We start from the raw sequence: 19,034 nt of genomic DNA on the forward strand, positions 1-19,034 counted from the left end.
TGATAGCTGATAGCTGATAGCTGATAGCTGATAGCTGATAGCTGATAGCTGATAGCTGATAGCTGATAGCTGATAGCTGATAGCTGATAGCTGATAGCTGATAGCTGATAGCTGATAGCTGATAGCTTTATTCAGGCAAAAGAAAAGCGCGAACTATCTCTAGTCGCGCTTGCGGAATCTTCTAATTTTCTGCATCCTGCAATTGAACTTAATCAACTCCTAAACTTTACAATTCCATGTGATCACGCTGTTACTTATTCGTTCTGCGTGATTTAGGCTATCCGGGCCTATATCCAAGTAGTATCCATTCATCCATATCGGTAAAATCTATTACCCGTCCTTTATGCATCAATCCTAATGCTATCCATTTATTAAACAGTTCCATTGCGTTGCCTTTAAGGCCTGTCCGTCTATCCTTTTTTACAACATCCTGTAAACAACCTTCTTACGAACCCTGTTGTTAATCCATTACACATCATCCTGATGCTATCCATTTATTAACAGTTCCATTGCGTTACCCTTAAGGCCTGTCCATTCGTCCGCTTTTATAACATCCTGTATAACAACCCTCTTACGAGCCCTGTTGTTAATCCTTTTCGCATCATCTTGATGCTGTCCATATATTTACTATCCATAGTGTTGCTCATCCTGAGCCTGTCCATAATTCCATTTTTTCCTAACGTAACCTAAAATCCGAGGTTTATGAGTAATCATTCCTTGTCCGTTTACTCATTTAAGCCTAACTGCTTAACCGATGAAGTAAGTATAGAGCCTTTTAGCAAACAAAATAGTGGTCAAATCGGATGTAAAATATGGCTATTGAAACAACAAATAAATATAACCCTTAAATTTCAATGTTTTAATTTGTTTTTTGATGGCTTTTCTGAGGTTTTATACTCAATGACTGGCACGATCGTAAGAGATATCTCACACGCAATTTCCATTATGGTTGTCAGGCATATTTAATGAGTGCACTTTAAATGGAGAAAAGGTATTATTTCATGATAATAGTTATTATTTAAGTGGAAGCGATATATGAAAAAGACGTTAGCAATTTTGGTTGGGTTAACCGTGGCAGCACCTGCATTTGCAGATGATGCGGTAAATATTTATTCTTTTCGTCAACCATTCTTAATTCAACCAATCTTAGATGATTTTACTAAGCAAACCGGTATTAAAACCAATGTGGTATTTGCTAAAAAAGGCTTAATTGAACGTGTTAAACGCGAAGGGAAACATAGCCAAGCTGATTTAGTTCTAACTTCTAATTTTAGTGATTTAGTACAATTAGATGAGCTAAATTTAACTCAAACAATCAATAGCGAAACAGTCAACCGCAATGTGCCTGCTAAATTTCGTGATGTTGAAGGCCAATGGATTGCATTAACCAAACGCGTACGTAATGTATATTCATCAAAAGAGCGTGTTGGTGCACTACCGCATTTAAGTTACGAAGAGCTGGCTTTACCTAAATACAAAGGTAAGTTATGTACACGCTCTGGTAAACATCCTTATAACCTAGGTTTAGTTGCATCAATGATTGCGCATCATGGTGAAGTACAAGCAAAAACATGGCTTGAAGGTGTTAAAGCAAACTTAGCGCGTAAGCCACAAGGTAATGATCGTGGGCAAGTTAAGGCCGTTAAAGAGGGATTGTGTGATATCGCGTTAGGTAACAGTTACTACTTTGGTAAGATGATTGAAGACCCAGCACAAAAACCATGGGCAGATGCTGTACATATAAACTTCCCAAATCAAGATAATAGAGGCTCACATATCAATGTTTCTGGTGTAGTTATGACTAAGTACGCTAAAAACTCTGAAAATGCCTTGAAACTTATAGAGTTTATGACCGACAATAAGGCACAGAATACATATGCGTCGGTTAATATGGAATATCCGGTTAAACCTGGCGTTGAATTATCAAGTTTAGTTGCGTCTTGGGGAAGCTTTAAGGAAGATAGCTTGCCACTTGATGAAATTAGCAAATATCGTCCGTTAGCGCTTAAGCTAATAGATGAGGTGAAGTTCGATCTTTAATGAGTTTTAAATTTTCGTTGTCGCGATGGCAATCTTTCGCGTGGGTTATTGGCATCGTGCTAGTAACCCCGCTGTGTTTTCTTCTTTTTGAATCTCTACAGGGGGATTCAGAGGTGTTTAGTCACCTCTGGGAAACCGTGTTATGGGATTACATCCGCAATACTTTGGTGCTTATTTTTGGAGTGGCTGTTGTCAGCTGTGCGATTGCACTCCCGCTTGGTTGGTTAACGGCTTATTGTGATTTCCCCGGACGAAAGCAGTTTGAATGGGCATTAATGCTCCCCCTTGCGATGCCAACGTACATTATTGCTTATGTATATACTGATTTGTTTGATTATGCCGGACCTGTGCAAATAGCGCTGCGTGATTGGTTTAATTGGCAGTCCCCAGACGACTACTGGTTTTTTGATATTCGTACCTTACCCGGCGCGATTATGATGATTGCTTTAGTGCTTTATCCTTACCTTTATTTGATTTTTAAAACAGCGTTGCGTGAGCAGTCATTTAAATTAGTGCAAGCAAGTCAATTGATGGGGCTATCACCTAGGCAAAGTTTTTTTAAAGTGAGCTTGCCGCTTGCTCGTGGTGCTATTGTCGCCGCTCTTGCACTTATAAGTATGGAGACAATGGCTGATTTTGCTACTGTTAACTACTTTGCTGTGAGCACTTTAACAACGGCTGTGTATGACACATGGCTAGGGTATTACTCACTAACTGCGGCTGCAAAAATTTCAGGCATTATGCTGCTTATTTTATTTATTGCTCTGATGATGGAGCGCTTTAGCCGTCGTGATCAAGCCGTATTTGAGCGCCAATCAGGGGTTAATAGTGATGCACTATATAGCCTTAAAGGGAAGCATGCCTGGTGTGCAACTACATTTTGTTGTGTGGTTTTGTTTTTTGCGTTTTTACTGCCTGTGGCAGTGTTGGTAGGTTATGCCATTTCGTATGCTGAGCAAGCATGGAGTGATCAGTTTTTCCTTTATGCATGGCAAAGCTTTAAAGTGGCAGCTATTGTTAGCATCATTACCATAATCTTGAGTTTGTTAGTGGTTTTTTATCAGCGAATAGCGAAGCAACAGTACCCGTTAATACCTGGGCGCTTAGCGAGTACCGGGTATGCTTTACCAGGTACCGTACTTGCAATTGCAGTACTATTACCCCTAACTTTATTAGATGATAAATTAAATGCGTGGTTAGAGCCGCTTGGGTTTGTGCCAGGACTGTTATTAAGTGGCACTTTGTTTGCAATTATATTTGCATACGTTGTACGCTTTTATGCCATTGCCCATGGTGCAATAGAATCCAGTTTTATGCGCATTAGCCCATCGCTTGATATGGCGAGTCAATCCATGGGGCAAAGCCAAGGTAAAACTCTGCGCAAGGTACATATACCGTTGTTACGTCGTGGTATTTTAACCGCAGGGTTACTAGTATTTATTGAATGCATGAAAGAGTTACCAGCCGCTTTATTATTAAGGCCTTTTAATTTTGAAACATTAGCAACACATGTATTCCAATACGTTAGTGATGAGCAATTAGAGTTGGCTTCTATTTCAGCGTTATCGATAGTCGTAGTAGGGTTAATTCCTTTGTATTTTGTTAATCGCTCAATGGAGCAACGTAGTTAAATGAGCAGTTTAGTCTTAGATAATTTATCGTATCAGTATAACGGCACCGCAGTGATTGAAAATCTAGATTTAACTGTCGCCAAAGATGAGATCGTCTGTTTGCTTGGTGCAAGTGGTTGTGGAAAGACCACGACATTAAAAGCAATAGCAGGGTTAATAGAAGCCAAGCAAGGTAAAGTCTTTATTGATGGTAAGTTAGTAAGTGATGAACAGTTATTTTTGGCGCCAGAGTATCGTAATATCGGTATGATGTTTCAAGATTATGCATTGTTCCCACATTTAACAGTGGCCGATAATATTGCATTTGGGTTAGCCAAAATGCCAAAAGCGCAAAAGCAGCAACGTGTTGATGAAATGCTTGAATTGGTACATTTAATCGGTTGTGCTAAACGTTTTCCACACCAATTGTCTGGCGGCCAGCAGCAGCGAGTCGCGATTGCGAGGGCACTCGCTTATAAACCTAGTTTATTATTATTAGATGAACCATTTTCAAATATTGATACCCAAGTACGATTTGAATTAATTGCTGATATCCGTCGTATTATTAAAGCGCAGCGCGTGTCTGCAGTATTTGTTACACACTCAAAAGAGGAAGCATTTGCATTCTCTGACACTTTGGCGGTGATGCATCGCGGAAAAATTGCTCAACAGGGCACCGCTGAGCAACTTTTTAGCTCTCCGAGTTCAAAGGTGGTTGCAGAGTTTCTAGGTCAAGGCATATACTTGGACGCAGAAGCATTAACGGCAACTGAATATAATACTGCATACGGGCGTGTTGAATCATTTGCTGCACGAGGTTCTCAGGCTCAACTAGGTCAGCTATATATTCGCCCACATCACCTTTTATTAACCGCGGTTTCAATAGGTGAGGAGGGTATTAATACAGTAACTATTATCAATAGTCGCTTTATTGGCTCCCATTATGTTTATAAAGTGATGATTGCACAGCAAGAAATAGAAGTTGCAGCTCAATTAGACCAGTCATTTAAAGAGAATGATCAGGTTACAATAAAAATAAAACCGCACACGGTAAACTTTTTCGCTAATTAGAGTAGTGACTTTTTATTTTAAAGCAAAAGCGCCGTGTATGAGACTTTGAGTTAAGGAAATACCATGGCGCAAGCGCAATCGGGGATTTGTGCTGAGGCAAACCTACACGGTTTGCATTTATTTTTTAATGTATTTGATGGTCATGACGAGTCATTGCGTAAAAAATTAAAGCGAGTCAGTGTGATTCAAGACGAGTTCGCTGATCAATTTTCAGAATCTATGCTCTCAAGCCTTGTGGCTGTAGGCGCGCAGTATTGGCCACATGTTTTACCTGAGTTCATTCCAAGCCAACTACAAAGCTTTCCTAATATTACGCATAATGATCATGTTATGGGGGCACAGCCGTTCGATTTATTTGTACAAATTCGTTCAGATAGAGAAGACGTAAACCATTTGTTCGCATTACAAATACTTAAATTGTTTGCCCCTGATGTTGAGCTTGTTGAGCAAGTACGTAATTTTCGCTTTTTAGATGGCCGCGACTTTAATGGTTTTATACTCGGGGGGGATACCCCCCATGGTCGTCAAAAGCGAATCACGGCTTTAGTTAGCAGGCCGGGGCACTTTGAAGATCAAGGTAGTTATATCCATGTGCAGCGTTATAAGCATGATTTGAGTGTATGGCAGCATCTATCATTACATGAACAAGAGCAAATAATGGGGCGTACGCGATTAGATAACACGCTGATCATACCACCGTTAGAAACCAGTCATGCAGTACGAACTGAACTTAAAGACGAGCAAGGTCAAGCGTTGCTTCTCAATCAAAGCATGCCTTACGGTGATGTAAATGAGCAAGGTGTATTAGCAATAAGCTGCGGCGCATTTGGCTCGGTGTTTGAGCAGGTGTTACGTAGCCGCTTAGGGCAGGGCGAATGCTATGACCATTGGCTTGATTTTACACAAGCTGATATGGGGTCGGCATTCTTTGCCCCGTCAATTAACTTTTTAAAGCAGCTTTAAACCGTATCAAATAAAAGACGAACACGCTCAAGGGTTACATCAATTTCTGAAATTTTAGCTGGGGCGATAAAAATAGTGTCGTCTCCGGCAATTGTACCCAAAACACCATCTGCTTTACCTAATGAATCGAGTAAGCGAGCAATTAATTGTGCAGCACCTGGGCTGGTGCGAATAATGATCATCATTTCATTATGCATAATATCAATCACTAATTGGCGCAATGGGCTTTTTGCTGTAGGTACACCCATTTCAGCGGGTAGGCAATATACCATCTCTTGTTTTGCATTACGCGTGCGTACGGCGCCAAATTTACTCAACATGCGCGATACTTTACTCTGGCTGATATTATCAAAACCTTGCTCTTTTAGAGCGTCTACGATTTCGCCTTGAGAACCAAAATTCTCCTCTTTTAAAAGTGATTTAAAGGCTTTTACCAGTGCTTCTTGTTTATCATGTGGTTGCATGTTGCTGTTCTGCTCTTGTTATTTGATGAGCTAAATTCTACACAAAAATGAATATTTATGCAGTAGTTGTTTGTCGTATGCGCTTTGTAAACAAGAAAGTTTACAACTATGGTCGAAATTATATGCAAAATAAGCAGGATAAATTTGTCTTTAGGCATTAATTTCATTATCTTTAGAGCCACAAATATTTCCCTATCTCAAATTACGGAGAATTCCAATGAAAGTTGCTGTATTAGGTGCTGCAGGCGGTATCGGCCAAGCGTTGTCTTTATTATTAAAAACAGGTTTACCAGCTGGTTCTGAATTATCACTTTATGATGTTGCTCCAGTTGTTCCTGGTGTTGCTGTTGACCTTTCTCACATCCCAACAGATGTTAAAGTAGCTGGTTTTGGTGCTGACGCACTTGACCAAGCGTTAACGGGTTGTGATATCGTGCTTATCCCTGCGGGTATGCCACGTAAGCCTGGTATGGACCGTGCTGATTTATTCAACGTAAATGCGGGTATCATCAAAACATTAGCAGAAGGCATTGTTGCTAATTGTCCTACTGCACTTGTGGGTATTATTACAAACCCAGTAAATGGCACTGTGCCAATTGTTGCTGAAGTTTTCAAAAAAGCAGGTACTTACGATGCTAAGCGTGTTTTCGGTATCACTACTTTAGATGTGATCCGTTCTGAAGCGTTCGTAGCTGAGCTTAAAGGTGTTGATGTTGCAACTGTGAAAGTACCAGTAATTGGTGGTCACTCAGGCACAACTATTCTTCCTCTTTTATCTCAAGTTGAAGGTGTTAGCTTTACTGATGAAGAAGTTGCAGCGCTTACTCCACGTATCCAAAATGCAGGTACTGAAGTAGTAAATGCTAAAGCTGGCGGTGGTTCTGCTACATTATCAATGGGTGCTGCTGCAGCACGTTTTTGTATGTCTTTAGTTAAAGGCCTACAAGGTGAAGACGTTGTAGATTATGCATACGTTGCAGTTGAAAGTGGCGATGCAGAATACTTCGCTCATCCAGTACGTTTAGGTAAAAATGGCGTAGAAGAGATTCTTTCTTACGGCGAACTAAGCGCGTTTGAGCTACAAGCTAAAAACGATATGCTTGATACGCTGAAAAAAGACATCCAAGAAGGTGTTGATTTCATCAACGCTTAACCTTGCTTATATCGCCAGCTGTTGGCGGTAATAAAAAAGCCTGCAATTGCAGGCTTTTTTGTGCTCGAAATCAAATCGTTAATTTTAGTGACTACGATCAACAGCAATACGGGCTAGGCTAACTAAGGCTTCTTTATAAGGCGAATCAGCTAACACAGATAAACAAGCAATGGCTTTATATGCTTCTTCGTTTGCTTTATTCATGGTGAACTCGAGTGCATTTGTTTCATTTAGCGTATTGAGTATTGCGTCTAAGTGCTCCATACCATTACTGTGCTCAATTGCATCACGAATTAGCTGAACCTGTTCAGCATTACCTTGTTGCATAGCATAGATAAGTGGCAGGGTTGGTTTACCTTCAGCTAAATCATCACCAATGTTTTTACCTAACTGATCTGCATCCGCATTGTAATCAAGTACATCATCAACCAATTGAAAAGCAGTACCTAAATGCATCCCGTATAAATTGAGTGCTTTAAGTGTTTTTTCATTTTGTTCAGTAATGACTGCAGCAAGCCCTGTAGCAGCTTCGAATAACTTAGCTGTCTTAGAGTAAATAACCTGCATATAACTGTCTTCAGTGGTGTCAGGGTCATTGCAGTTCATTAATTGCAGCACTTCACCTTCAGCAATCACGTTCGTTGCATCGGCAAGTATTTGCATTACCTGCATTTTACCAATCCCGACCATAAGCTGAAATGAGCGAGTGTAGATAAAGTCGCCGACCAATACGCTTGCAGCATTACCAAATTCAGCATTTGCTGTTGGTGTGCCGCGACGTAGGTTTGACTCATCAACAACATCGTCATGAAGCAGTGTTGCAGTGTGAATAAATTCAACAATGGTTGCTAAGGTGATATGGTCTTTGCCTTCATAGCCAAGTGCTTTGGCCGCTAAAATAGCTAACATAGGACGAACGCGTTTGCCGCCACTGTTAACAATATATAAGCCAAGCTGATTGACAAGTGCCACATCTGAGCGCATTTGCGCATATATAAGTTGATTGACGTTATTCATATCGTTTTCGATTAACGCCTGGATAGCTTTTATATCCATTGATCTCCGAGCCAAATTTAATGGGTATACGCAGCCGATTGTACAACAAAAAACGCGCTTGCTCGATATTTTGTGACAATTCCCTGAAAAAACACGTTTAAGCAGCTTAATTTAGCCTTAATTAGCCAAGTTAACTTTTTATTTTTTTAAAGTTGGCCTAGGGCGTGTTGACCTTTCGTGATTGATTTTGCAGCAGTATGTTTGGTATTTAGGCAAGGCAGAGCCTATGTAGTGTGGTTGTTCCCCATAAATAGGCGATAACGCAGTATAAATTCCAAACATGCGCTGCCCAAAGGGTTCTTCCTAGGGGCGATTGACTCTTTGTTGCTCGGTTTTTACTTAGCCCGCTAGGTTACAAACCTCGCGCCGCGATTAAATCGCCCCTAGATCGAACAAATTTCAATCCACAAAGGTCAACACGCCCTAATTTATCGTGGATGTTTTTTATTCATGACGTCTGTTTGCCTACTCTGTAACTTATTTGTCATTCGGTGTTAAAAAGCGCTTGGCATAACGTCAATTTAATATAAAATAGGGGAAAATATTGAATTGCTCTCAATGCAGCTATTTTTTATTCATTTAATTAATAAACGGGCTTGCTAGTTTTTGCACATTAGCGTAAACTTCGCGCCCTATTGAAGAATATTTTAGTTGCGTCGATTTGAGGGCGCACAGACGGAGTTAATTATGTACGCGGTTTTCCAAAGTGGTGGTAAACAGCACCGTGTGACTGAAGGTCAAACAATTCGTCTTGAGAAATTAGACGTTGAGACTGGTGCAGCAGTTGAATTTGATTCAGTACTTTTAGTTGCTGATGGTGAGAAAATCGAGATCGGTGTACCGTTCGTAAACGGTGGTAAAGTAACAGCTGAGGTTGTTTCACATGGTCGCGGTGAGAAGATTAAGGTTGTTAAATTTAGACGCCGTAAGCATTCTCGTAAGCAAATGGGCCATCGTCAATGGTTCACAGAAGTTAAAATCACTGGCATTAGCGCTTAATTAGAGGTACTTAGAAATGGCACATAAAAAAGCAGCTGGTAGTACTCGTAACGGTCGCGATTCAGAAAGCAAACGCCTTGGCGTTAAGCGTTTTGGTGGCGAATCAGTTCTAGCGGGTAGCATCATTGTTCGTCAACGTGGAACTAAATTCCATGCTGGCACAAACGCAGGTATCGGTAAAGACCACACTATCTTCGCAAAAGCAGATGGTAAAGTTCAGTTTGAACAAAAAGGTCCTTTAAACCGTAAATACATAAGCATCGTATCTGAGTAATCAGAATCGGTTCTTAAAAAACCCCGCCTTTGCGGGGTTTTTTGTTTTAAGTCTTAAGAATATATCCCCAAGTGTTTTTATTACATAGTGTGCTCTATAGGCCACTTGGGTATATAATAGAGTTATTAACAAGCCAATCCTAAAGTGAGTAATCATGAAGTTTGTAGATGAAGTAGAAATTCGCGCAGAAGCTGGCGACGGTGGCAGTGGTATCGTGTCTTTCCGTCGTGAAAAATATGTCCCAGATGGTGGACCAGACGGCGGTGACGGTGGAGATGGTGGTAGTGTTTATCTACAAGCGGATGAAAACTTAAATACCCTGATCGATTATCAGTTTGAGCGTTTTCATCGAGCTGAGCGTGGTACAAATGGTCGCAGCCGTAACTGTACGGGTAAAAAGGCTGACGACTTATATGTGATGGTGCCAGTGGGTACTCGTATAATGGATGTTGATACTCAAGAAGGTCTTGGCGATTTAACGCAAAATGGTCAAAGAATTTTGGTTGCAAAAGGCGGTTTCCACGGCTTGGGGAATGCGCGTTTTAAATCAAGTACTAACCGAGCGCCTCGTCAAAAAACACTGGGTACACCAGGTGAAGTTCGTAACCTTAAATTAGAGCTATTATTATTAGCTGATGTAGGTTTATTAGGTTTACCTAATGCAGGGAAATCTACCTTCATACGCAGTGTATCAGCAGCTAGACCTAAAGTGGCAGACTACCCGTTCACCACGCTTGTTCCTAATCTGGGTGTTGTGCGTCCAGAAGCAAATAAATCATTTGTTATTGCCGATATCCCAGGCTTAATAGAAGGCGCATCTGATGGTGCAGGTCTTGGTATTCGCTTTTTGAAGCACCTTGAGCGTTGCCGTGTATTGCTGCATATTATTGATGTAATGCCTGTGGATGGTTCAAACCCAGTTGATAATGCATTCGCGATTATTAATGAGCTACATCAGTACAGCCCTAAGCTTGCTGAAAAACCGCGTTGGTTAGTGTTCAATAAGATTGATTTATTGCCAGAGGATGAAGCTAAGGCGTTGTGTGAGCAAATTGCTGAAGAGCTTGGCGAGACTGAAAATATTTATAGTATTTCAGCAATTAATAAATTACATACACAGCCTCTTATTCATAACATCATGACACTGCTTGATAGTATGCCGAAAGAGAAGTTTGTGCCAATCGAAGATGAAGATGTTGAGTTTAAATGGGATACTTACCATAAAGATGCGACTAAGAAGAAGAATGATGACGACGATGATTGGGACAACTGGGATGACGATGATTATGACGTTGAAGTTGTCTACGAACGTTAATCAGAGATAGATTATATAAAAGGAGCCTGTGCTCCTTTTTTCTTGTTTAATGAAAAAGTATTGGATGTTAATGTGAAAATTTCAATGATTGCCGCGATGGCTAACAACCGAGTCATAGGCCAAGATAATAAAATGCCATGGCATTTACCTGCTGATTTACAGCATTTTAAAGCGGTAACAATGAGTAAACCTGTGATCATGGGACGTAAAACATTTGAGTCAATCGGTCGTCCTTTACCTGGACGAAAAAATATAATCATTAGTCGTAACACTGAATATAGTGCACCAGGTATTGAGGTTGTAGCATCGCCAGAAGCCGCGCTTTCATTGGCTTGTGAGAGTGATGAAGTGATGATTGTTGGTGGTGGAAATATTTATCAGCAATTTTTAGAACGCGCAGATTCACTCTATCTTACTTTTATTGAGCTTGATGTTGACGGGGATACGCAATTTCCTGATTATGAAAAAATGGCTAATTGGCACGTTGTTGAAGAACAATTTAACCAAGCTGATGAAAAGAATTTACATGCCTATAAATTCGTTACATTAGATAAAATTACGTAACATTATTGCGCTTATTCTTATACGTTGGTACAATATTAGACAATTAGGGTAGGTTAAAAGTATTACACAAGGGTACAAAATGATTAAATTATCGACGTTACTTATTGCTGCAACAGTAGTTTCTGGTTCTATGGTTTTCAGTGCACCAGCTAAAGCAGATAATCAATTAGCAGTTTCAGTCTGCGAATACATTGCTGCGGATGATAAAAACCGCTTGCGTAGTAAGCTTAAGAGCTCGCGTGTAAAAATCCGTAATCTTTACGATGCTGTACTATGTAATGGTAATAACCTTCTTCGTCATGCGATTGCCAGTAATGCGGCAGATGCAGGTGAGTATGTTGTGAAAAACTTATCTAAAAGTGCACTATCTGACGGTGCAGACATCGCATGGGCTGAGGCAAACGGCCATGGCGGCTCTGCACTAATTGCAGTAATTAAAGATCGTGCGGGTTTATAACCGCTGATTTAATTATTAAAAGAACCGCGGCTGCCGCGGTTTTTTTATGGCGATTCGAATGTGGCGTTACCTTCTTATACCAATCTGCATAAATATTTGAACAATTTAACGAATTAAATCACGCTATTACGTCGTTAAAAATTTTATTTAGAACAACTAGATATAAAAATTTTTGCCTAGGGCGTGTTGACCTTTGTGGATTGAAATTTGTTCAAACGCGGGGAGGTTTAATCGCTCCGCGAGGTTTGGAATCGAGTGGGCTGAGTGAAAACCAAGCAACAAAGAAAGAGTAAATCGCCCCTAGGAAGAACCCTTTGGGCAGCGCATGTTTGGCATTTATACTGCGTTATCGCCTATTTATGAGGAACAACCACACACCATAGGCGCTGCCTTGCCTAAATACCAAACATACTGCTGTAAAATAAATCACTAAAGGTCAACACGCCCTAGCGTTAAGTAAAAAGATATTTAGGATTGGGTTGAGCTTTATTCATACCAAATTTAGGTGAAAATCTAATGTGGTTGGTGTGATTTTTAATCGAATAACTTTACTCTTGAACTTAGATTAAAAAAGCCGCGTCTGTGATTTCAAGCGCGGCTTTTTATCTTTTTTACTCTTTATATTATACTTTAAATGCATCTACCGATAAGCGTAATTCTTCGGCGAGTTTAGCTACTTCCGAGCTTGATATATTGGTCTGGTTAGCTCCCTCAGCAGTTTGTTCAGCGATTGCGACTATTGACTCTAGGCGTTCGCTGATCTCTTGAGATACTTGTTGCTGCTCTTGTGCTGCGGTTGAAATCTCTTCACTTACATCGTGTGCTTGTGCTACGGCTGCTGTGATTGAATCTAAGGCTGTGTTTGCTAAGTCAGATTGCTCAACGCATGATTCAGCTTGCTGTTTTCCTTTTGACATAGCAGCAACCGCAGCTTCAGCACCGCTTTGTAGTGATTCGATCATTGCTTGAATCTCTTGCGTTGACTCTTGTGTCTTACTTGCGAGCGAGCGAACTTCATCAGCAACAACAGCAAAGCCTCGGCCTTGTTCTCCAGCGCGAGCTGCTTCAATTGCGGCATTAAGCGCGAGTAAGTTTGTTTGGTCAGCAATACCACGGATAACATCAAGGATACTGCCAATAGAAGCACTATCTTGGTGAAGCTTATTGATCACTTGTGAAGCAGCGTCAACTTCACGCGCTAGTTGCTCAATGGTCGCTTTATTATGGCTTGAAATACCCTTAACACGGTCAGCTTCTTTGTCTGCATTTTTAATTTCTTTTAATGCTTGTTGTGCACTGTTGCTAACGGTTTGCGAGGTGCTGCTCATTTCGGTAGTCGCAGTAGCAGCTTGTTCAACTTGTGCTTGTTGGTTACGAATAGCTTGACTAGATTCACCTGTAATCGCCGATGTTTCTTCAGATGCAGCAGCAAGCTGTGTAGAACGAGAAATAATACCTTGGATCAAGTTTCTTAAGCTTTCAATTAATGTATTACAGCTACGAGATAACTCGCCAAATTCATCTTTGGCAGTATCATCTAAGCGTTGTGTCATATCGCCACTGGCAACAATGTCAAGGATGCGGTTTACTTCAGCTAAAGGTTTAGTAATGCGGCTAACGGTAATGTAGGCAACTATAATTGCTATCAGTGTTGCACTGATCATACCAATCCAAGTCCAAAGGTTAGCAGATTTAACGTCGGTGCTTACATCTTTTTGCAACTCAAAAGCGAGATTACTTGCTTGATTAACCAATTTGTTAAGCTGCTTTAATGCTGTGGAAGTGGCAATCTCTGCTTGTGCAAGCTCAGCTTGGGTCATTGCGATCACATTAATTAGCTTTTTCTTGTTAATTGAAATGCTATTTCTGCCCATAACGTTGTCATTCAACGAAACAAAATAGGTATTTAGATCGTTAAATAAATCAGGGTTATCTGCTTCTACCGCAGGTTTTAAAAGTTTTAAGCTGCGTTCAATTTCTTCTAAATAATAGACTTGTTCGTTTTTGACGATATCTAACGTATTTTGTGTTTTTACTGTTAGCATATCCGTACTTGTAGTAACTAATGACAAGAAATTATTTTCTAACATATTTGCGGCTTGAAAAGCACGAGCATCTTTTTCTTCTAACCCATCTATGTCAATAATATCTAATACCACAGAGTTAGCATCTTCTGCTGCCAGTTCAATATTTTCTAATTGAGCGTGAAGTTTTTTGTTTAATTCTAGTTGGGTGCTTTTGTCTTTTAACAAATCTTCAACCGATTTGATAAACCCCTTGTATGTTTGTTCTACATCGAGGCTACTTTGATTCAGCTCTGGGTTGTTTCTTACAACATCTTGTAATTGTAAATAATATTTATCAAAGCGTTGTTTTTGAGCAAAAACTGCTTTTTTAATTGGAGCTAACTCTGCAGCAGATGATGTATAAAAACTACCTTGAGCTGCTTTGCTCATTAATATAAATTCAACTTGTAAATCAGAGCTTTTTTGTAATGCTGGAAGCGATAGTTGATTTACTTGCTGTGCTGAATTATTGATATTGGCTATTCTTAGCAGTGAATTCACCCCAATTAATAGAAGCAATAAGGTGATACAAATAAATCCACCCCATATACGTTGACTAACAGTTAAGTTCATATGAATTTCCATAAAAGAGTAGCGACAAGTGCTTATCGGCTTTATTGCAAATAAGTTAAGTAATTAAATCTAATTACTTTTAACATTGATTACTATAAATTTAACAGAAGATGAATAATTTTTCAGTTAAATGAGACAAAATTAGTAGAATTAACACTAAAGCGTTGCTTATTACTTAGCTCTAAGAGGGTCATTTTTCCTCCCCAAACACAGCCAGTGTCTAAAGCATGTATATGGGAGTGCGACGTTTTCCCTTCAAGTGCAGCCCAATGCCCAAAGACAATATCTTTTTTCAATGTTTTAAATCGAGGGTGATTGAACCAAGGGATCATTGCATTAGAGTCAGTAATAGCACCTTTATAACTAAGATCTAGTTGTTCATCGGGGGTTAGAAAGCGCATTCGAGTAAAGTAATTAACGATATAGCGAAATTTTTCAAATTTAGTAAGTTGTTTGCTCCAGGTACTAGGGTGAGCCAAGTACATATGATTGAAGAAATCATGAGCGTGAGTACTTTGATAGCAGTCTGTGGCAAATTGAGCATGTTTGAGAGCTTCTTTAATCGTCCATGCGGGGTTAAGACCAGCATGGCTTATAAATACTTGCTGTTCTTCAAGCCATAATGCAAGGGGTTGCTGTTGTAACATCTTTATGTAAGCTGGGAATTTTTCACTGCGCAGTAAGGGGCCTAACTTATCTTTAGGGTTGGCCGCTTTATTTAAAAAGTAGTTAGCAATGAGGTGTAGATCGTGATTACCTAACGTAACGGTAATACTATCTTGGTATGTATATAGATAATCTAAACAAGCGAGTGAGTCAGGTCCACGAGCAACAATATCGCCAACTAAGTAAAGGTGATCTTTGCTAGGGTTAAAGTCAACCTGTTGCAGTAAGGCGTGAAATTCATTAAAGCAGCCTTGTAGATCACCAATTGCATAGTTAGCCATAGTTGTTAATGTAAAATATTTGGCTGTGCTAAACGAAAAACATTAATTGGCGCGTCAAATTCAGTGCCAAATTCATTCTTCAAGGTATAGTATCCTTGCATGGTGCCAACAGGGGTGTCTAGTACTGCGCCGCTTGTGTACTTATAGCTTTCACCAGGACCAATTGTTGGCTTTTCACCAACAACACCTTCTCCTTGCACTTCTATTTCTTTGCCATTGGCATCGGTAATTAACCAATATCGACTTACCAATTTAGCACTGCATAAACTATGGTTTTTAATTGTTACAGAGTACGCGAATACATATTTATCTTGTTCTGGCTGTGATTGCCCTTCAACATAAAATGTCTCTACTGAAACCTTGATGGGTGAGCCCAAATTACTGCTTGTTGTCATAAATCCAATTAGCTATATCAATAAATTGTTGTAACGAAAGACATTCTGCACGCAGCTTAATATCAATACCAATACTTGTTAATTCATCAGCCGTGAGTAAATTAGCTAGGCTATTACGCAGCGTTTTACGGCGTTGATTAAAAGCTTCTAAACACACTGTGTTAAGAATTTTAGTACTTTTAGCTGTACGTTGTTCTGGTTTTTTTGGAATTAACCGAATAACCGCAGAATCTACTTTTGGTGCAGGTTTAAAGCACTCAGGTGGTACTTCTACCACTGGCATTGCGTGGCAATAATATTGCGTCATGACACTTAAACGGCCAAATGTTTTACTACCTGGACCTGCAACCATACGCTTTACAACTTCTTTTTGAAGCATGAAGTGCATGTGCTCAATGTTGTCAGCAAATTCAAATAAGTGAAACAATAAAGGTGTTGAAATGTTGTATGGCAAATTACCAAAAACTTTTAATTTTCGCTCATCATTAATGAGAGTAGAAAAATCAAACTTCATCGCATCACCTTGGTGTACGGTGAGCTTTGGACCTAAAAACGGATGTTCGGTTAGGCGTAAAGCCAAGTCTTTATCTAGCTCAACAACGGTTAAGTGACCACTTAACTCGCTTACAGGCTCAGTGATTGCACCAAGACCAGGACCGATTTCAACTAAATTATCTTCAGGTTTAGGATCAATCGCGGTGACGATTTTATCGATGATCATTTCATCAAATAAAAAGTTTTGCCCAAAACGTTTACGGGCGCGGTGTCCTAAATGTACTTTATCTGTCATTGATTTTGTGCTTTTTCATGGGCGAGCTTAATTGCTTCGCGGATCGCTAATTCAAAACTGCCAACCTCAGCATCACCTGTACCGGCTAAATCGAGTGCCGTACCGTGATCTACTGAAGTGCGTATAAACGGCAAACCAAGAGTTATATTCACTGATTTGCCAAACCCTTTGTATTTTAGCACAGGTAAGCCTTGATCGTGATACATTGCCAGTACCGCATCCGCTTGTGATAGGTATTTATCCTGAAATAATGTATCAGCAGGTAATGGGCCAATTAGGTTCATACCATCGGTATTTAACTGTTCAATTGTTGGGGTTATCGTGTCGATTTCTTCACGGCCTAAATGGCCATCTTCACCTGCATGCGGGTTGAGCCCACACACTAAAATTCGTGGTTTTTCAATACCAAACTTAGTTTGTAAGTCATGGTTTAGTATCCCCGCAACTTTTGTCAAACGTTCGGCAGTAATTGCGCGTGATACATAAGCAAGCGGAATATGTGTGGTTACCAGTGCAACACGTAGTCCCTCGGTTGCAAGCATCATGACTACATCGGCAGTATTTGATTGTTGAGCGAAATACTCTGTGTGACCACTGAATGAAATACCTGCTTGGTTAATGATCCCTTTATGAACAGGACCTGTAACGACAGCATCAAATGTACCATCCATATTTTTTTCAGAAGCAATACGCAGGGTATCTAACACATATTGGCCATTTGCATCATTTAAAACACCAAGCTCAACATCAGCCCCTAAATCGACTTGATGAATATAAATACTGCCAGCAGGTGCAATCGCAGGCGCTGATGATTCATCAAATGGAATTAAGTTGATATTTAAACCTAACTGTTCTGCACGCTGCTGTAATAATTTAGCGTCAGCAATTGCGATTAATTGAGCCGGCCAGCCATGCTGGATTAGCTTTAAAAGTAAATCAGGGCCAATCCCGGCAGGTTCACCGGGAGTTATTGCTATACGTAGGGTCATTTACTGATCCAATGGAAAGATTTCAACATGGGCTTGTTCACGCATTTCTTGCTGCCAGTTAAAACTTTCTTCTTTAAATTTACGATTAAACAGCATGCCATGAGCACGATTACGTTTAGCTAGCTCAGTTTTATCAGCCACTCGCGTATCTAGCAACTGTATAATGTGCCAACCAAATTTTGTTCTAAAAGGGTCACTAATTTCATTTTTATCCAATGATAAAAGTGTATCTCTAAATGCAGGTACATACGTTGTTGGATCTGTCCAATCATACTCGCCGCCTTTTAGCGCAGAGCCTGGATCTTCTGAATATTCTTTCGCAAGTTCGCCAAAGTCTGCTTTACCAGCACGTAAGTCTTTGGCAAAACCATTAAGCATGTTACGGGCTTTTTCTTCACTTAAAATTATAGATGGGTTGATCAAAATATGGCGAGAGCGTACTTCGGTGGTTTCCACTACTTGACGACCACGAATATCTTGAACTTTAATAATATGGAAACCTGCGCCTGAGCGAAGTGGGCCAACAATGGCTTCTTTCTTCGCGCCTTTAACTGCTTCAGCAAATAGCGATGGCATTTCATTGATGCTCATCCATCCAAGCTGGCCACCTTCAAGTGCTTTAGAGCCGCTTGAAGATGAAATAGCAATACGCTTAAATTCTTTACCCTCTTGTAAAAACTCAATGACTTTATCTGCACGAGTTTTTGCACTGGCTATTTCATCTGCTGTAGCGTTGTTTGGAATATCAACAAGGATATGACCAATATCATACTCTTCAGTATTTTGACCTTGGCTTTCCATTATTTTTAATAAGTTGTCCACTTCCTGTGGGCTTATATAAATACGGCGATCAACATTGGCGCGCATAACTTGTTGCGTTGTGATTTCTTTACGAATTTCTTCACGATACACTTGAAAGCTTTCACCTGATGCCTCGATAGTTCGGCGTAAATCAGCAATCGACCCGCCTTGCTCTTTTGCCATACCAACCAATGTTTGATCTAGTTGACTATCTGAAATCTCTAAACCCATACGCCCAGCAAGCTGCATCATAAGTGCTTGGTTAACTAAACGCTCCATCGCTTGGATACGTAAAGTTTCGTCAGAAGGAAGCTCTTGTTTTTGTTCTTTTGCTTGCAGTTTTACGCGGTTAACGATGGTGTCAACTTCGCTTTTTAAAATAACGCCTTGATTGACAATACCGACAACTTTATCGATTTCAACAGGGGCTGCGAAAACGCTGTGAGATAGGCTTAAGCCTAATAATGCTGATGCTAATAATTTATTTAAATTCATACTTTTTCTAAT

Annotated in this window: 18 protein-coding genes; 10 read left to right on the forward strand and 8 right to left on the reverse strand. The window is 40.1% G+C overall.

Annotated elements, in window-relative coordinates; genetic code table 11:
* Nucleotides 1–1,035: 1,035 nt before the first annotated feature.
* The 4 genes from HH219_RS04090 (at nucleotide 1,036) to HH219_RS04105 (ending at nucleotide 5,684) form a co-directional block, all read left to right on the forward strand.
* On the forward strand, nucleotides 1,036–2,040 hold the full coding sequence (locus HH219_RS04090) for a Fe(3+) ABC transporter substrate-binding protein (RefSeq protein WP_169326715.1): 1,005 nt from the start codon (nucleotides 1,036–1,038) through the stop codon (nucleotides 2,038–2,040).
* On the forward strand, nucleotides 2,040–3,671 hold the full coding sequence (locus HH219_RS04095) for an iron ABC transporter permease (protein WP_169326716.1): 1,632 nt from the start codon (nucleotides 2,040–2,042) through the stop codon (nucleotides 3,669–3,671). Before HH219_RS04090 ends, HH219_RS04095 begins: the two co-directional genes overlap by 1 nt.
* Entirely contained in the window at nucleotides 3,672–4,721 is a 1,050-nt protein-coding gene (locus HH219_RS04100; protein WP_169326717.1) for an ABC transporter ATP-binding protein, read from the forward strand. It abuts the gene before it with no gap.
* Nucleotides 4,722–4,784: 63 nt separating this feature from the next.
* Complete coding sequence (locus tag HH219_RS04105; RefSeq protein ID WP_054203095.1) at nucleotides 4,785–5,684, forward strand: Dyp-type peroxidase; 900 nt, start codon at nucleotides 4,785–4,787, stop codon at nucleotides 5,682–5,684.
* Here the strand turns inward: HH219_RS04105 and argR are convergent.
* Complete coding sequence (gene argR / locus HH219_RS04110) at nucleotides 5,681–6,148, reverse strand: transcriptional regulator ArgR (protein WP_054454574.1); 468 nt, start codon at nucleotides 6,146–6,148, stop codon at nucleotides 5,681–5,683. The two genes, HH219_RS04105 and argR, sit on opposite strands and share 4 nt — an antisense overlap.
* 217 nt (nucleotides 6,149–6,365) lie before the next feature.
* Here argR and mdh point away from each other — a divergent pair, with 217 nt between their 5' ends.
* Nucleotides 6,366–7,301 carry a malate dehydrogenase gene (mdh, locus tag HH219_RS04115; RefSeq protein ID WP_169326718.1) on the forward strand — a complete coding sequence of 312 codons (936 nt, stop codon included), beginning with the start codon at nucleotides 6,366–6,368 and terminating at the stop codon, nucleotides 7,299–7,301.
* Nucleotides 7,302–7,385: 84 nt separating this feature from the next.
* Here the strand turns inward: mdh and ispB are convergent, their stop codons facing one another.
* Entirely contained in the window at nucleotides 7,386–8,357 is a 972-nt protein-coding gene (ispB, locus tag HH219_RS04120) for an octaprenyl diphosphate synthase (RefSeq protein ID WP_169326719.1), read from the reverse strand.
* A gap of 687 nt (nucleotides 8,358–9,044) precedes the next feature.
* On the opposite strand from ispB, the gene rplU reads away from it, so the two are divergent.
* The 5 genes from rplU to HH219_RS04145 all read left to right on the forward strand — a co-directional run bounded on the left by rplU (nucleotide 9,045) and on the right by HH219_RS04145 (nucleotide 11,966).
* On the forward strand, nucleotides 9,045–9,356 hold the full coding sequence (gene rplU / locus HH219_RS04125; protein WP_004587921.1) for a 50S ribosomal protein L21: 312 nt from the start codon (nucleotides 9,045–9,047) through the stop codon (nucleotides 9,354–9,356).
* 16 nt (nucleotides 9,357–9,372) lie between these two features.
* Nucleotides 9,373–9,630, forward strand: a complete 258-nt coding sequence (rpmA, locus tag HH219_RS04130) for a 50S ribosomal protein L27 (protein WP_054203099.1) — start codon at nucleotides 9,373–9,375, stop codon at nucleotides 9,628–9,630.
* Nucleotides 9,631–9,784: 154 nt separating this feature from the next.
* Nucleotides 9,785–10,945, forward strand: a complete 1,161-nt coding sequence (cgtA, locus tag HH219_RS04135) for an Obg family GTPase CgtA (RefSeq protein WP_054203100.1) — start codon at nucleotides 9,785–9,787, stop codon at nucleotides 10,943–10,945.
* Between the two features lie 72 nt (nucleotides 10,946–11,017).
* Nucleotides 11,018–11,509 (forward strand): type 3 dihydrofolate reductase, encoded by a 492-nt coding sequence (folA, locus tag HH219_RS04140; RefSeq protein WP_169326720.1) that lies wholly within the window; start codon nucleotides 11,018–11,020, stop codon nucleotides 11,507–11,509.
* Between the two features lie 79 nt (nucleotides 11,510–11,588).
* Nucleotides 11,589–11,966 (forward strand): DUF3718 domain-containing protein, encoded by a 378-nt coding sequence (locus tag HH219_RS04145; RefSeq protein ID WP_169326721.1) that lies wholly within the window; start codon nucleotides 11,589–11,591, stop codon nucleotides 11,964–11,966.
* A gap of 623 nt (nucleotides 11,967–12,589) precedes the next feature.
* On the opposite strand, the gene HH219_RS04150 is transcribed toward HH219_RS04145, so the two are convergent.
* The 6 genes from HH219_RS04150 to surA all read right to left on the reverse strand — a co-directional run bounded on the left by HH219_RS04150 (nucleotide 12,590) and on the right by surA (nucleotide 19,022).
* Nucleotides 12,590–14,605 (reverse strand): methyl-accepting chemotaxis protein, encoded by a 2,016-nt coding sequence (locus HH219_RS04150; RefSeq protein WP_169326722.1) that lies wholly within the window; start codon nucleotides 14,603–14,605, stop codon nucleotides 12,590–12,592.
* Nucleotides 14,606–14,727: 122 nt separating this feature from the next.
* On the reverse strand, nucleotides 14,728–15,552 hold the full coding sequence (locus tag HH219_RS04155; protein ID WP_054454572.1) for a symmetrical bis(5'-nucleosyl)-tetraphosphatase: 825 nt from the start codon (nucleotides 15,550–15,552) through the stop codon (nucleotides 14,728–14,730).
* 5 nt (nucleotides 15,553–15,557) lie between these two features.
* Nucleotides 15,558–15,947 carry a Co2+/Mg2+ efflux protein ApaG gene (gene apaG, locus HH219_RS04160; protein ID WP_054203104.1) on the reverse strand — a complete coding sequence of 130 codons (390 nt, stop codon included), beginning with the start codon at nucleotides 15,945–15,947 and terminating at the stop codon, nucleotides 15,558–15,560.
* Complete coding sequence (gene rsmA / locus HH219_RS04165; RefSeq protein WP_054203105.1) at nucleotides 15,931–16,737, reverse strand: 16S rRNA (adenine(1518)-N(6)/adenine(1519)-N(6))-dimethyltransferase RsmA; 807 nt, start codon at nucleotides 16,735–16,737, stop codon at nucleotides 15,931–15,933. The genes apaG and rsmA overlap by 17 nt, the downstream gene beginning before the upstream one ends.
* Complete coding sequence (pdxA, locus tag HH219_RS04170; RefSeq protein WP_169326723.1) at nucleotides 16,734–17,726, reverse strand: 4-hydroxythreonine-4-phosphate dehydrogenase PdxA; 993 nt, start codon at nucleotides 17,724–17,726, stop codon at nucleotides 16,734–16,736. The genes rsmA and pdxA overlap by 4 nt, the downstream gene beginning before the upstream one ends.
* Nucleotides 17,727–19,022: a peptidylprolyl isomerase SurA gene (gene surA, locus HH219_RS04175; RefSeq protein WP_054203107.1), complete on the reverse strand. Its 1,296-nt coding sequence runs from the start codon at nucleotides 19,020–19,022 to the stop codon at nucleotides 17,727–17,729.
* Nucleotides 19,023–19,034: the final 12 nt, after the last annotated feature.

The organism is Pseudoalteromonas sp. NEC-BIFX-2020_015, assembly GCF_012952265.1.
Classification (GTDB): domain Bacteria; phylum Pseudomonadota; class Gammaproteobacteria; order Enterobacterales; family Alteromonadaceae; genus Pseudoalteromonas; species Pseudoalteromonas neustonica.

Coding starts and splice junctions, on each gene's coding strand:
- HH219_RS04090 (WP_169326715.1), top strand. CDS start 1,036: ATGAAAAAGACGTTAGCAATTTTGGTTGGGTTAACCGTGGCAGCACCT.
- HH219_RS04095 (WP_169326716.1), top strand. CDS start 2,040: ATGAGTTTTAAATTTTCGTTGTCGCGATGGCAATCTTTCGCGTGGGTT.
- HH219_RS04100 (WP_169326717.1), top strand. CDS start 3,672: ATGAGCAGTTTAGTCTTAGATAATTTATCGTATCAGTATAACGGCACC.
- HH219_RS04105 (WP_054203095.1), top strand. CDS start 4,785: ATGGCGCAAGCGCAATCGGGGATTTGTGCTGAGGCAAACCTACACGGT.
- argR (WP_054454574.1), bottom strand. CDS start 6,148: ATGCAACCACATGATAAACAAGAAGCACTGGTAAAAGCCTTTAAATCA.
- mdh (WP_169326718.1), top strand. CDS start 6,366: ATGAAAGTTGCTGTATTAGGTGCTGCAGGCGGTATCGGCCAAGCGTTG.
- ispB (WP_169326719.1), bottom strand. CDS start 8,357: ATGGATATAAAAGCTATCCAGGCGTTAATCGAAAACGATATGAATAAC.
- rplU (WP_004587921.1), top strand. CDS start 9,045: ATGTACGCGGTTTTCCAAAGTGGTGGTAAACAGCACCGTGTGACTGAA.
- rpmA (WP_054203099.1), top strand. CDS start 9,373: ATGGCACATAAAAAAGCAGCTGGTAGTACTCGTAACGGTCGCGATTCA.
- cgtA (WP_054203100.1), top strand. CDS start 9,785: ATGAAGTTTGTAGATGAAGTAGAAATTCGCGCAGAAGCTGGCGACGGT.
- HH219_RS04145 (WP_169326721.1), top strand. CDS start 11,589: ATGATTAAATTATCGACGTTACTTATTGCTGCAACAGTAGTTTCTGGT.
- HH219_RS04150 (WP_169326722.1), bottom strand. CDS start 14,605: ATGAACTTAACTGTTAGTCAACGTATATGGGGTGGATTTATTTGTATC.
- HH219_RS04155 (WP_054454572.1), bottom strand. CDS start 15,552: ATGGCTAACTATGCAATTGGTGATCTACAAGGCTGCTTTAATGAATTT.
- apaG (WP_054203104.1), bottom strand. CDS start 15,947: ATGACAACAAGCAGTAATTTGGGCTCACCCATCAAGGTTTCAGTAGAG.
- rsmA (WP_054203105.1), bottom strand. CDS start 16,737: ATGACAGATAAAGTACATTTAGGACACCGCGCCCGTAAACGTTTTGGG.
- pdxA (WP_169326723.1), bottom strand. CDS start 17,726: ATGACCCTACGTATAGCAATAACTCCCGGTGAACCTGCCGGGATTGGC.
- surA (WP_054203107.1), bottom strand. CDS start 19,022: ATGAATTTAAATAAATTATTAGCATCAGCATTATTAGGCTTAAGCCTA.